Source organism: Bartonella sp. DB5-6, assembly GCF_000278115.1.
GTDB lineage: Bacteria > Pseudomonadota > Alphaproteobacteria > Rhizobiales > Rhizobiaceae > Bartonella > Bartonella refiksaydamii.
In genome coordinates this window covers 1-13,736 of sequence record NZ_JH725120.1, presented here as the reverse complement: position 1 = coordinate 13,736, position 13,736 = coordinate 1, and the positions used below count along the sequence as shown (strand labels likewise).

The window sequence follows — 13,736 nt, the reverse complement described above, 5'->3', positions numbered from 1 at the left end:
GCCCCCTTCAGTTAAAGTGTATTCCAATGAAGTAGCCTTTTTTAATAATGATTGTAACAATAAATTAGTTATTTTATGCGGATTACATAAAAATCTGTCAATACGATTGGTATTAATATTAAAGCTAAGGAATATGCTTAATTTAAAGAAATAAGCTGTTATGTGTAGTGCAAATTTAATACGCTAGCGATATAAGATAAATTTTACAAACATTGGCTTAGCCGGCATTAAGCGCTCTTCATAAAAGACGCTATATTTTGGCAAGCTTTTTCAATATAATTTTCAAAGCTTTCTCCAGTCACATAGCCCAGATGCGGTGTGCAAAGAACTCTGTCTGATTGCAATAATTTGCTCTCATATACTGGCTCGTTGTCATAAACATCCAGTGCAAAGTAAGTTGAATTTTCCAAACTTAGTATTTTTTCTATCGCCCCTTTTTCAACCAAAGCTGAACGTGCTGTGTTGACAAAAATAGCATGAGGTTTCATGCTCAATAGATCATCTAATTGAATGATTCCTCTGGTTTTATCGCTTAAACGTAAATGTACGGATATAATGTCAGGACGTGTAAAAAATTCATCTTTTGAATGCGTAAAATGATAACCTAAATTTTTTGCTTCTTGCGTTGAACGCTCGCTCCCATAAACCAAAATGGACATGCCAAAAGCTTGAGCATATTGAGCAACCATTTTACCAATACGCCCAAACCCGAATATTCCAAGAGTAGCCCCTTTCATTTGGTTGCCAAATGTTGTTTGCCATCGTCCTTTTTTCATGTCAGACACAGATTCATAGAGTTTTCTACGCGCAGACATAATTAAGAGCCATGCAAATTCAGCAGCAGAAGTTGGATCTCCACCACCGTCTAATATTTCAATTCCTAAGTCTCTACAAGCTTCTATATCAATATGGGAACCTATAGGGCCTGTTTGGCAGATTAATTTTAAATTTGGCAGTTTCAGGAGAAGATCTCTATCAACTATAGTTCGCTCTCTGATTAAGATAAGAATATCTATCTCTTTGAGCTTATCTTCTAAATCACATTCTTTAGCTAAATTATTTATAACCAGCACTTCATGCGATTTCATTAATTTTGTAATAGACTGTAATGTTAGGGTGGCTTTTTGATAGTCATCTGGAATTAATATTTTCAATTTAAACCTCCCGTTTCATTCATCAATATTTGAGCTCATTATTTCATTTCTAAAACAACCAAAAAGCAATCTCATCGCTGATATTTTGACATAACGCCAAGCCTATTAACAAATTATACCCCTTGATGTCATTGTTATTTCTAGAATAAGAATAGCATTAATCAGTTAGTTTTTATAAACTTTAAAACATTGCGACAAAAAGAAAAAGTTTGATACAGTAGATGGAGAATTGCACTTTTCTCATATTCTAGAGGACGGACCTGAAGTGCTAAGCTGGACTGAAACCGTGTCCCAGTTTTTTTATAATAGACTACCAAGAAGGACATACTTACGAACCAGATTTTATTGTAGAAACAGAAAAAGCTACATATTTGTGCGAGATAAGGCGTGCTTCATATAAGCGTGATATCTCTCTTTATTCGTTGAGATATAACTTATTCGTAGCATGAAGAGTAAATTTATTAAAATCATGATAAGAGGGGAATAGGAACTTTATAGGTGTATCATCATAGGATTAAGTAGTTTTTTTGAAAGCTATTTCTATTTCTGCCAAAAGGTTTTTGATATATTTAATTATTATTTCTTAATAGTGGTTGTATTTTATTTTTATGTGCAAGAAAGCTGATTGATTGTGTAAAATAGTGTTCATAAAATTACATTATTTTTATCCTGTTAGGACATTTTTTCTAGCGAGGGTTTTGCAATTGCAATGCTCTTTTTTCATTCTAAATTTTGGTTAGAAAAAGCGTATATAGGTGTTATTTTAAATTTAAGATATGCATATTCCATTGTTGGTGTTACTGTTATAAAAAATTATATTTGATAAGTATCAAGGTGTTACCAAGAAGATCGATGTATAGATAAAATTTAGATTGTTACAATATTTTGAAAAAGCAATGGGTAAATAATTGATCATTATTCTGTGAAAGTAGTAGGACGGCTGTGTATCAGAAATTCGTAACGACAAAAACTTTTCTTGATAGTGTTTTTATTTTCAAAACACTTGCTCTTTTTATGCGAATCTTATTTTGATAAACTATGCAGTTTTCACCGGAACAGGATAATGCCTTGAAGGCTGTTGCTACGTGGTTGAGAGAGGGGCGTTCTCCGCTTTTTCGTCTCTTTGGCTATGCGGGGACAGGGAAGACGACACTTGCTCGTCATTTTGCTGAAACAGTTGATGGTTCTGTCCAATTTGCTGCGTTTACAGGCAAAGCGGCACAAGTTTTGCGTTCTAAAGGTGCGAGTAATGCTTGTACTATTCATTCATTGATTTATTGTCCGCGTGGAGAAGAAGAAATTTCCGATGAGGTAACAGGAAAAAAGTCTATTGCACCAACATTTGCATTGAATCGGAAAAGTGCTGCTGCGCAAGCTAAACTTATCATTGTTGATGAGTGTTCGATGGTCGACGAGCAATTAGCGCGTGATTTGATGAGTTTTCGGACACCAATTCTTGTTCTTGGTGATCCAGGTCAGTTGCCTCCTATATCAGGAGGAGGTTTTTTTTCCAATGGCACACCAGATTTTCTTCTTTCAGAAATTCATCGGCAAGCGCGTGATAATCCGATCGTTCGTCTCGCTATGAATGTGCGCCAAGGACGCGATATTGCTTATGGTGATTATGGTGAAGCTCGCGTTGTTACGCGTAAAGAGGTGGATCAACAATTGGTTTTGGATGCTGATCAAGTGTTGGTAGGGGTGAACCGAACACGTCACCTTTATAATAAACGTTTACGTGTGCTGAAGGGGTTTACAGCAGATTATCCACAAGCGGGTGATAAACTTGTATGTTTGCGTAATGATCCTGCTAAAGGTTTGTTGAATGGTTCTTTATGGAAAGTGATGACTTCACAGAAGGAAACGGTTAAACTGGGAATTAATCTTCTCGTTAAACCAGAAGAAAGTGAGCGTGGGGTGGCAAAGATTAAGCTTTTAAAAGCAGTATTTGATAACCCTGATAATGAGATTTCATGGCAATTAAAAAAAAGGTATGATGATTTTGATTATGGGTATGCATTAACTGTTCACAAAGCGCAAGGGTCTCAATGGGATAACGTGGTTTTATTTGATGAAAGTTTTGCATTTCGTGATATGTATGCGCGCTGGCTTTATACGGGAATTACGCGTGCGGCAGAGCGATTAACAATTGTTCGATAGAAAATTTATTCTTTAAAATTGTGCTGGTGGATGTATCTTTTTCTGATTTTAGAATTATATACAGAAAATAGGAGTTGTGCATGGCAGTGAAGCTTTCGGTTAATCTTAATGCTATTGCTGTTTTACGCAATCGGCGTAATCTACCATGGCCAAATATCAAGAATATTGGGCATATAGCACTTAAAGCTGGTGCTGCTGGTTTAACGGTTCATCCGAGACCTGATGAAAGGCATATTCGTTTTGCTGATTTGCCAGATATACATTGTTTAATAAACAATACGTTTCCTACTGCTGAATTTAATATCGAAGGTTATCCAAGCGATAGATTTTTGGATGTAGCGGAAAAATATGCGGATCAGATTACTCTTGTTCCTGATGATCCAGCTCAGTCAACTTCTGATCATGGTTGGAATTTTTTTCAAGATGCAGAATTTTTAGCACCTATTATTAAGCGTTTGAAAGAAAAAAAAATTCGTGTGTCATTATTTGCTGACCCTACTGTAGATGGTCTTGATATTGCTAAAGTGATTGGTGCTGATCGTGTGGAATTTTATACTGGGCCTTACGGTGGTGCGTTTAAGTATAAGGAAATGCAAGATCAGGAGTTAAATAAGCTTGTTTTAGCAGCAAGAAGAGCTAAAGAGCTGCAATTAGGTGTTAATGCAGGACATGATTTAACAATTATGAATCTTCCTGTTCTTGTTAACCGTATTCCTTGGCTTGATGAAGTGTCTATTGGTCATGGACTTATTGCTGATGCGTTAGAGTATGGAATGCATGACACTGTTCAGCGTTTCATTCGGTTACTAGAGTAATCTTTTTTCTTTTCTACAATTGGAAGGATAAATTTTTATAAAGTGCTGTTCGTTTGTCTTTAAAAAATAATTTTGTAGTATGTTGGCTTAGATATAAATACTGCTTGCGGTATGCATTATGGTAGGAACAAGAGTACTGCGCTCAATTTAAAACAATTGGCAATGGTTTTTCCATATTAGTCTATAAAGAGAAAGGTTATGGACAGAGCTCTTTAGCTTTGGTGCAACTTACTTTAAAGAAGCAGAAAAACAGCGGATGATTTTATCAGAAATACAAGATTTATATAAGTTTGAGTGAATGTTTTCAGGAAGAATGGAAAAACTTTTAGATTTGTGGTGGCAAAGAAGTGATGAGAATAATTATGTTGCGTTTATAATTTTCAAGCAGCGTTTTCTTGGGAATTTTTCTAAAAACAGATATTTTATAAGATTGCATTCTTATCTAACAAAAATATGAGAGTTTATACATAACGCGGGTGTCGAAATTGAGAGTTATACGAAGAGTATTCTTTATCATAAGAGAGATAAAATTGTGTTTTTGCGCTCAAGTATAAAAAGGCTCCCCCTTATTTTACAATTTTTCTTGCTATCCATTTTGATTTAGTTCATGTTAAAAACCGTATGGTGCGTCTTAATTTTGAGAATACAGTGGTTCATTATGCAGAAGAGGAATCTTAGTAGAGGATTTTTTTCAGAAGTATTATTTTATATAATATACCGTTTTTGTAGAACAGTCGATGAATTTTAGTGGGGGGATTCTGTTATGTTTTTGGAAGCTTTGGGGGAGCGTAGTTTTTTATGAAGTATATACTTTAAGAGATTGTTCAATTGTTGTGTTATCATGAGCCGTGTTTTTATTATTTATAGTGTGTGAATCACTTAAAGTAATTTTATATTTTTTATTCAGTAAAAATAAGCTTAAATTCAGTTTAAATGTAGAGAGAGGAAGTATTTCTATGCGTGTTTATTATGATCGTGATGCGGATGTTAATTTGATTAAAGGCAAAAAAGTGGCCATTATTGGTTATGGTTCACAAGGGCGTGCGCATGCTTTAAATCTAAAAGACTCCGGTGTTCAAAATGTACAGATTGCTTTGCGATCAGGATCGGCAACAGCTAAAAAGGCTATGAAGGACGGTTTTGAGGTTATGAGTGTTGCTGAAGCAGCAAAATGGGCTGATCTTATTATGATGGCAACACCAGATGAGTTGCAAGCTGACATTTATAAAGAGCATATACATGAGTATCTACGTGATGGGGCTGTGATTGCCTTTGCGCATGGTTTGAGTATTCATTTTGGCTTAATTGAACCTAAAAAAACAGTTGATGTCGTGATGATTGCTCCTAAAGGTCCAGGTCATACAGTTCGTAATGAATATCAACGTGGTTGCGGTGTTCCTTGCTTAATTGCTGTTGCACAGGATGCTTCAGGGCATGCCCATGATGTAGCGTTGTCTTACGCGTGTGGTCTTGGTGGTGGACGTGCCGGAGTGATTGAAACGACATTTAAAGAAGAGTGCGAAACTGATCTTTTTGGTGAACAAGCCGTTCTTTGTGGTGGTCTTGTTGAGCTGATCCGAGCAGGATATGAAACACTAACGGAAGCAGGTTATGCACCGGAAATGGCTTATTTTGAGTGTTTACATGAGGTTAAACTGATAGTTGATCTCATGTATGAAGGTGGCATTGCAAATATGAATTATTCAATTTCCAATACAGCTGAGTGGGGCGAATATATGTCTGGTCCTCGCGTGATTACGGATAAAACGAGAGAAGAAATGAAGCGTATTTTGAAAGATATTCAGACAGGTAAATTTACATCTAATTGGATTCAAGAATATAAAGCTGGTTCTGCTCATTTTAAAAGCATGCGGCGTTTAAATGATAGTCACCCTATTGAAGACGTTGGCAAAAAGCTCCGTTCTATGATGCCTTGGATAAAATCTAATGCTCTGGTTGATAAGGAGCATAATTAAAGTTCATATGAAATATTATGTAAACAGCTTTTATGCTTTATGTACAAAAAGGGTAACTTTGGTTACCCTTTTTGATGTACTCTTTGTATATAGATTTTATTTTTTATTTTGAGCAGTTTTTTTTCTTATAAACAGGAAATACATTACGCCTAAGAGAATAAACCATACTACACCATATTTTAAAGCTGTTAGAGTATCAGATTCTAATGTTAACAAATAGACCATGAAAGCAAAAAAAGCTAAAATAACCCAGCATACGACAACGCCTCCTGGCATTTTGTATATAGATTCAGTATGCAGTTGAGGATGATTACGACGATACACAATATAGCTAACTAAGATTACAGACCATACGAATAAAAATGCAATAGCTGAAATGCTAGTCACAATTGTAAAAGCACTTATGATGCTTGGAGATAGTGATGCAATTGTGTATCCTAATAAAATACATAAGCAAGAAAAGAATAGGGCATTGGCTGGAACATGGTGTTTAGAAAGTTTGCCCAAAAGGCGAGGCGCACCTTTTTGTGTTGCAAGCCCATATATCATGCGGCTGGTAGAAAAAATACCGCTATTTGCTGAAGAAGCAGCAGAGGTGAGAACAACAAAATTTACCAAACCAGCAGCTATCGGAATGCCAGCAAGCCAAAACATCGAGACAAAGGGGCTTTTCTCTGGAATAACTTGATCCCAAGGTGTGACTGACATAATCACAGCGAGAGAAAAGATATAAAACAGTACAATACGAACTGGTATTGCATTAATTGCTCTTGGTAGAACTTTTTTAGGTTCTTTGACTTCAGCAGCAGTTGTTCCGGCAATCTCTATACCAACAAAAGAAAAAATAGCAATTTGAAATCCGGCAAAAAAACCTGCAACTCCCCGAGGAAATATATCTCCACCATTCCATACATGACCGAGAGAGGCAACAGTACCATTTGGAGAGGTGAAGCCAGTAGCGATCATATAAAACCCAACAATAATTAATGCTACAATTGCTATGACTTTGATAAGACCAAACCAGAATTCAAGTTCACCGAAAAATTTTACAGCAAGGAGATTAAGGGTTAAAAAGAAGATAATGCAGGAGAAGACGATAATCCATGGGTTGAGTTCTGGCCACCAAAAGTGCGTATAAGCGATGATTGCAATAATATCCGCGGCTCCAGTTACAACCCAGCTTAACCAATAGCTCCAGCCGACAAAAAAAGCAATTCCTGGTCCTAGCATATCGGTTGAAAAATCAATAAGAGACCGATATTGTGAATTAGAAAGCAATAATTCTCCCATAGCACGCATTACAAAGTATAAGGCACAACCGATAATAGCATAAACAAGTATGATGGACGGGCCTGCTACGCTAATTGTTTTTCCTGATCCCATGAAGAGACCCGTTCCGATAGCTCCACCGAGGGCTATAAGTTGTACGTGACGGTTATCTAATCCACGTTTTAACTTCTCCTGAGGATTATTTTTTAAAGTTTGTTTATAATTCATTTTTTGAGGTTCCCTTTAATTATTTAAAATTCAAAATTACACTGAAAAAAGTAATCCTCTGTATCGAAGCATGATATAAATGAGGAGTAAAGGGGGAAAAACGTTTTTTATGATTTCATGTGGATAACCAATAAAGAATATCTAACTGACAGGAATATCTATTCCACAACAACGCAACAGATATTTTACAAAATTTTAAGTTATCGCTGAGATGGCCGATAAATGGTTGATAAGAAGACTTAGTATTATTATGGCAGGCATTGTTAAGCTGTCTTAACAGTTATAAGGAACCTCATGGGTTATAGAAAATCCTCCCCGTTTATATGTCCTATAATTGTTTTTGATGTCATAATAAAGAGAGTCTTTTATCCTCAGTCGTTATGTCTAATAAATTATAGAGCTGCCGTCTTACTGAAGAAAAAGTCTCCAATGACAGAAAATTTTAAATGATTTCCACAATCGTTTTATTGGTATTATAAGTGGAAGGCAGTTGCTTTCTTTGTTACAAAGGAAGTGAGAAGTTTACAGAATCTTTTATTTTACAGTTGTGAATAAGAAGTCTTCTCATGTATTTACACCGTTTGGCAAAATCTTGTGAAAGTTTTGCGTTGAACATGCAAGTGTATCCTTTGGGGGTAAAAAACGCTTGCCCATAGGTATTTAGAAAACCAGAGTGAGTTGTGGTGTTTTGTCCTTTAAGCACAGCTAATGCGATACTACTTTGTAGAGCAGTATAGTGGATATCAGCACCATAACCATATTTAAGAGGATTCTGCTTAGAAGATAAAGTTCCTACATTTCCATAAATGTAGAGGAATAATCTGTTTTTTTCTTCATTTTTTCGAGATTGATGTTCTCATGTCGGCTAAAGGCGCGTTTGGTAGATAACGTAATTAGCCATTTGTTACACAACAGTGTGTGTGCTGTTGCATTATAGCTGGGATTGGAAGCAAGAATTTCAGGTTGCAAATGGAAATTCTAGAATTTTTTCTTCTTTTTATCAAAAAGATTTTGTTCAATATTGGCTTTCTTTTGGTTTGATTTTAGTTATAGGCACGCAGCAGATATTTATCCGGTGCAACATATCTTGTGATGTAGAGGTTTATAGGTTTGAAATAGTCCTGTTTTGCATTTCTAGATATTTGAATTAAGTGTAAGATTACGCGCATTTGAAGAAGCATGAGTTTTTGCTTTAAATTATTTCCTTCACATTTTGTGACATAAGCTGCTGTGGAGCCTGAAAAATTACTGTGAATGAGAAGTTGATCAGTTTTTTGCAAATTTATTGCAGTGCCATCACTCCATGAGGCATTTAAGTGAATCTGTGCATTTCTCGTTATGTTGTGGATTGCTGTGTTTTTAGGTTTTCTATATGCAATGTTTGGTAATGCTCTTTTGTCGATCTTTCAAAAATAATAGAGCTATTATCGAGATTAAGCACAAAAATATCAAAATGTAAACTTTGGTTGATACAAGCAGTTTTCTATTTTTATTTTTTTCTATGTGCTAGTCTTCAACGCCCATGTCATGTTGTTTTTCAGATCAAAAGTATACATCTCTATCTTTTGCAATTTTGATTTTCTTTTCTGAAGTAAAATGATTTGTGCTTAACATAAGGTACTGTTGGGTATTACCTTAAAATCTTTGTCTTTCAAAAAAAGTATCAGCTGCTCATAAAATGTCAGTATGGGTCTCCAAATTGTTGAGATTAACTGTATTGATTGATAAATTCATATCTTTAATGTAACTATCAGTGAAAGTTTTAATAGAAATTCCAGCATTATTTTCAACGAAGAGGGGGTGGATTGGTCAATTTAATCTCATTGTTTTGATGTTGTTTTGAATTACTTGGATTATCTGAATCAGTATGAGAGATAGCTATGAGATGAAAGACTGCTAGGAGTTTGCCAGCGCTTATAATCTGCAATTTGTAGCGCTTTTGGGTGATGGTGAGGTAAATGTGATAGCTCAAAACATCATCAAATAGACTATACTGAATTTTAATTTATTAAAATTAGAAAAGTACGTTAAGTTAACTCATAGTTCAATTATACAGAAAAAACGAGGAAGAATTAGTCGTAGTATGAGCTTTTGTGGGAGCAAAGATGTCGATATTAACAGCGATAGGAAAGCAAAATCATAGAGAGATTTGTCTATCGGCTGTGTGACTTATTATCGATAAATGAAGTTATCCAAAGAAAATGAAAAAAGAAAACAGAGATAAAACTGTCCCTGTCGCTATATATCCTTTTACGCCTTGCTTTTTTAAAATGGCGCTAGCAAATGATATAAAAATGGTCATTAAAGTAAACCATGTAAATATGTTGAGGGAATGTATTGTTACAAGTTAAAAGCATTTTTAATGCTACTGCCAGAAGTCAAGAATTTTGGAAAGTCTGCTATATAAAATATTTATACTTTGGGGTTTAATATTTGTGTCAGAAAACTGTCCATATAGCTGGTGAAAAACTTTGTTTACCTACAGAATGCTTTTCATTCTTTGATATTTTTTTGAATTTAAGCTGTTTATTCCAGATTTAATCTATTTAACTCCCATATATAATAAATAGCCACCACCCATGAGTTTTACTAAAAAAACAGCGTCTTGTTGAGAATGAGTGCTGATACACTTAATATGGAAAGTGACTCATGCACATATGTTGCTGTACACAATCCCCAAACGTTCGCAAACGCGTTCTCTTTTCCAAGTCTCGTTGCATTCTCGATGATAAGGGCCATATTCAGGTTTGGTGAGATGACTAAAAAAATGAAACAATAAAAAAGGTGAGTATTTGATGATTCATTTTACTTCTAACTCTGAAATTAATTTATCTTCGAGATATAATTCTATTTTATCAAATTTAGAAAGTTTCCCTACTCCCTGTGGAGTCCCCGTATATATGATATCATCACGTCTTAGCTGAATGTGGCTACTTAAAAATGATATTATTTTCCTAAAGTTGAATATCATATTTTTTGTATTGCCAAATTGCCTCGTTTCGCCATTCAATTTCATTGCAAAGGTTATGGGGTTGTTTATTTTTTCCTTGTTTATGAAGTCAGAGACGTATGCAGCTCCTTTAAATCCTTTAGACAAAAGCCAAGGAAGTCTTTTTTCTTTCAGTTTTGTTTGCAAATCCCTTGCGGTAAGGTCAAGACCTACAGCTACTGCATCGTAGCATTCTTCAGCCTTTATCTCACTGACCATAAAAGTATCCTTTGAGACTCTAAGCACAATTTCAGTCTCAAAATGAATTTCTTTAGAAAAATCAGGGAGATAAATTTTATTTCCTAAGATGAGTGAACTGTTCGGTTTGCTAAATATAACCGGTTTATCTTCAACAACATTGCCTAGTTCATGAGCATGTTCAACATAATTGAGTCCAACGCAGTAAATGTTATTAATCATAGGAGACCACCAAGTCTTTCATTTTCTTTTTTTATAAGCAAGATATAATTGTGAAAACAACATCTTTTCTCATATCGATATGTGAGTTTTCTGAAAAATATGCGTTGTGTGGGTGAATTATTAACCTTAACGACAGCCACTTAGCATTGTTTCTCCAAGCTTTAATGAGAGGGTCGCTACTTGGTGGTTCCATAGGTAAAGCATTAACAAGCATATGGAACTCAGGCTTCACCCTTAGATGGTTTTCTAAACAATCAAAATCACTCAGGATTTTACCTCTCGCTGTGTTCACTAAAATAGCGTTTTTCTTCATCTTTTGAGAAATTCTGAATTAATCATTCCTGTTGTCTTTTTGTAAGAGAGCAGTGTAGTGATACTACATCAGATTCTTCTAAAAGGTAATCAATATCTTCGAAAAGTTTGAAGTTGAAAGATGAGGCAAGATTTTCACCAATATATGGATCATAGATAATTACTTTAAATCCAAAAGGTTTTAACCATTCTCGTGTTGCTTTTCTGATTTTACTCAATCCAATGGTTTTATACTTTTGGCAGAATGTTTTTAAGATTGTTTTCTTGCTATATTTTATGGTGTTTTTTGCTAAATCATTATGTTTGGAGATTTGTCTGCAACCCTCCAAAATTATGGTTAAGTCAGTGTCAGTTACTTCATCTGTACAATAAGAAGGGTTATTAGTAAATTCAACGCCGTGTTTTTTTAGCGCTTCATAATCTGCTTGGTCATAATTGATACCGAAGCGTACTGCTATTTACACTTAGATAATTTCTTGGCTGTTTTCTTTGTTATTTTTGCATGCAAGATTAATAAGACATCAACCTCTTTCCAGAATTTTGTCAGGAAAGTCATCTTCATTTAAAGTGTTGAAGAAATAAAATTTAGCGCCCAAAACAGCCAGTGTTTTTTTCAAATTCACTCATTTCAGTTTTTCTATCGGTTATCGCAATTTTCATTGGATTCTTTATCTATAATCGATAACCATTAAACCCCTTAAACCGTCTTCATCATTTATTGATGAAATTGCAGAAGCTGAATGGTATATTTCCATATCACCTAGTGGTATTCTCTTCTCAAGTTCCCTTGCAAGTGAACTCTTTTATTTTTTCTGTTTTTATCATAGATATAGGATGTGCTACCTTCAATATTGTGTTTGTCGATCATGTGCATATTTATGAATGTATGACCATCTTTATGAATGTTTTCAGATATAGGATTTCCTTGTATTCCTTTTTTTGCCTCAATGCAGAATTGGTATATAAAAACATCCCACACTTTGTGCCTTCTTTTTTATATATCAAAAAAGCATTAAGCGTGTTTTTAATGATTTTGTGTAATATAATATATCGATGATATTGCGTCTGATATTTTTGGCAATTTTCTTTTAATTACACCCGTATAACTATTGATTTCATAACTTTAAAAAATATTATCCTTTGCAAAATCTATCGTTTTGTTGGCTATATCTATAAAATTTTCCAAAGTATGCTTTTTGTGTGGGGCATATACGGGTAATAAGCTTGATACCAAGTTTGAAGGTTATGGAAAGCGTGCAGGATCGACTTTGAAGAAATTCAAAGATCATGTTGGTATGTAGATTTGCGCGCTATAACCGCATTTTAGATCATAAATTTTTGCGGTATTGTTAGCAGATGAAATGGTGCGCAAAATTATCACTTTTACGAAAGAACTATTGGTAAGATGGCTTGCAATAAGCGCAGCAAAAACACCAGCCACCCTCGCTATTCAATCTCTCGAAAATGAGCTATCGCTACGATAAATGTTAACGGTCAGACTTATATTATTCTTCTATCGAAAAACTTGACATACTCAGCAATACGTGCACTAGTTTGTTTATAGATATGTGTACTGATCATCATATTGCGTGTTTTAAAATATGTGGAGGGGGGCGTGCGCAAAGAACTGTTTTTTCGGTTTTATGGGCTTGTTGTTGTGCTTTATCTTTCTGATATGGTGCTATTCTTAAGTAATCTTTGGAACGTTTATCGCATAACATCTTCATCGGTTTTTTTTGGGTGTGTCCATGGCTTTGGGAACCCTTACACTCTATCTTTTGAAAAAAAGCGGGCTTGTCCGCATTAGGTCTTCGCTGAGGTTGGTAGATTTATACAAAAGGCGGATCATCATCTATAGCCTCCTTATATTGATTGCTCTTTTTCATTAAGCTGATTCTTCTTCTGGTTTTATTGCTGTATCTATCTCTATCGGTTATCTCTCTTTGATCACCTTAAGTACGCTCGAGACTTATAATACCAAACTAGCGCTTAAAGGTTATATTAGCGCTCAAAAGGTTTCCCGCATTATGCAAACAGTGGTGCAGATTGGTGCCTTTTTGGGAGCAGCACTTAGTGGTTATCTCTTAGAAGCAACCAGCCTGCGAGGGGTAGCAGCTGGGGCTGGCTATAATGGTTTGATTGCGGCACTTTGTGTGTTTGACATCATTGTAAGCCTTGTGGCCGGATATGTCATCTTTCGCGATGAATATAGTGCTACAGGCGTTGCGCCATCTGCAACCGAGAAGAAGTTAACACCTATGCTGCAAGCAGACAGGCTCTCTCTTGAACTTAAACTTTTATGCGTCTGCATAGGCCTTATCGGTTTTAGCGGCACGAGATTTTGTCATCAAAACAGGGAAGCTTGAAAATAGCGGACAATTGGCAGCAGGTCATGATTTAGTCTTTAGCGTGA

At 35.3% G+C, this 13,736-nt stretch carries 10 protein-coding genes; 5 read left to right on the top strand and 5 right to left on the bottom strand.

Annotated features, from left to right (window positions below; translation table 11 throughout):
• Positions 1-227: 227 nt before the first annotated feature.
• Positions 228-1,154 carry a D-2-hydroxyacid dehydrogenase family protein gene (locus MCO_RS06775; protein ID WP_007553391.1) on the bottom strand — a complete coding sequence of 309 codons (927 nt, stop codon included), beginning with the start codon at positions 1,152-1,154 and terminating at the stop codon, positions 228-230.
• A gap of 1,038 nt (positions 1,155-2,192) precedes the next feature.
• Between MCO_RS06775 and MCO_RS06770 the strand changes: the two genes are divergently transcribed.
• The 3 genes from MCO_RS06770 to ilvC all read left to right on the top strand — a co-directional run bounded on the left by MCO_RS06770 (position 2,193) and on the right by ilvC (position 6,105).
• Positions 2,193-3,314, top strand: a complete 1,122-nt coding sequence (locus MCO_RS06770) for an ATP-dependent RecD-like DNA helicase (RefSeq protein WP_007553390.1) — start codon at positions 2,193-2,195, stop codon at positions 3,312-3,314.
• Positions 3,315-3,394: 80 nt separating this feature from the next.
• The gene (locus MCO_RS06765) at positions 3,395-4,129 is read left to right on the top strand and encodes a pyridoxine 5'-phosphate synthase (protein ID WP_007553389.1); all 735 of its coding nucleotides are present in this window, start codon (positions 3,395-3,397) and stop codon (positions 4,127-4,129) included.
• Positions 4,130-5,085: 956 nt separating this feature from the next.
• A complete protein-coding gene (ilvC, locus tag MCO_RS06760) occupies positions 5,086-6,105 on the top strand; it encodes a ketol-acid reductoisomerase (protein WP_007553388.1) in 1,020 nt (339 codons plus the stop codon).
• 96 nt (positions 6,106-6,201) lie between these two features.
• On the opposite strand, the gene MCO_RS06755 is transcribed toward ilvC, so the two are convergent.
• From MCO_RS06755 to MCO_RS11575, 4 genes are all read right to left on the bottom strand, one after another.
• Entirely contained in the window at positions 6,202-7,602 is a 1,401-nt protein-coding gene (locus tag MCO_RS06755) for an amino acid permease (RefSeq protein WP_007553387.1), read from the bottom strand.
• Positions 7,603-10,402: 2,800 nt separating this feature from the next.
• Entirely contained in the window at positions 10,403-11,011 is a 609-nt protein-coding gene (locus MCO_RS06740) for a fumarylacetoacetate hydrolase family protein (protein ID WP_007553386.1), read from the bottom strand.
• A gap of 335 nt (positions 11,012-11,346) precedes the next feature.
• The gene (locus MCO_RS11265; RefSeq protein ID WP_245256855.1) at positions 11,347-11,652 is read right to left on the bottom strand and encodes an NAD(P)-dependent oxidoreductase; all 306 of its coding nucleotides are present in this window, start codon (positions 11,650-11,652) and stop codon (positions 11,347-11,349) included.
• A gap of 431 nt (positions 11,653-12,083) precedes the next feature.
• Entirely contained in the window at positions 12,084-12,302 is a 219-nt protein-coding gene (locus tag MCO_RS11575) for a 2OG-Fe dioxygenase family protein (protein ID WP_040299018.1), read from the bottom strand.
• A gap of 382 nt (positions 12,303-12,684) precedes the next feature.
• Here MCO_RS11575 and MCO_RS11520 point away from each other — a divergent pair, with 382 nt between their 5' ends.
• Positions 12,685-12,807: a hypothetical protein gene (locus tag MCO_RS11520; protein ID WP_256364628.1), complete on the top strand. Its 123-nt coding sequence runs from the start codon at positions 12,685-12,687 to the stop codon at positions 12,805-12,807.
• A 543-nt stretch (positions 12,808-13,350) separates the two neighbouring features.
• Positions 13,351-13,689 carry a hypothetical protein gene (locus MCO_RS11260; RefSeq protein ID WP_007553384.1) on the top strand — a complete coding sequence of 113 codons (339 nt, stop codon included), beginning with the start codon at positions 13,351-13,353 and terminating at the stop codon, positions 13,687-13,689.
• Positions 13,690-13,736: the final 47 nt, after the last annotated feature.

Bases quoted from the DNA above. Each gene is read 5' to 3' on its own strand.
- MCO_RS06770 (WP_007553390.1), top strand. From the start codon at position 2,193: ATGCAGTTTTCACCGGAACAGGATAATGCCTTGAAGGCTGTTGCTACG.
- MCO_RS06765 (WP_007553389.1), top strand. From the start codon at position 3,395: ATGGCAGTGAAGCTTTCGGTTAATCTTAATGCTATTGCTGTTTTACGC.
- ilvC (WP_007553388.1), top strand. From the start codon at position 5,086: ATGCGTGTTTATTATGATCGTGATGCGGATGTTAATTTGATTAAAGGC.
- MCO_RS06755 (WP_007553387.1), bottom strand. From the start codon at position 7,602: ATGAATTATAAACAAACTTTAAAAAATAATCCTCAGGAGAAGTTAAAA.
- MCO_RS06740 (WP_007553386.1), bottom strand. From the start codon at position 11,011: ATGATTAATAACATTTACTGCGTTGGACTCAATTATGTTGAACATGCT.
- MCO_RS11520 (WP_256364628.1), top strand. From the start codon at position 12,685: ATGGTGCGCAAAATTATCACTTTTACGAAAGAACTATTGGTAAGATGG.
- MCO_RS11260 (WP_007553384.1), top strand. From the start codon at position 13,351: ATGCAAACAGTGGTGCAGATTGGTGCCTTTTTGGGAGCAGCACTTAGT.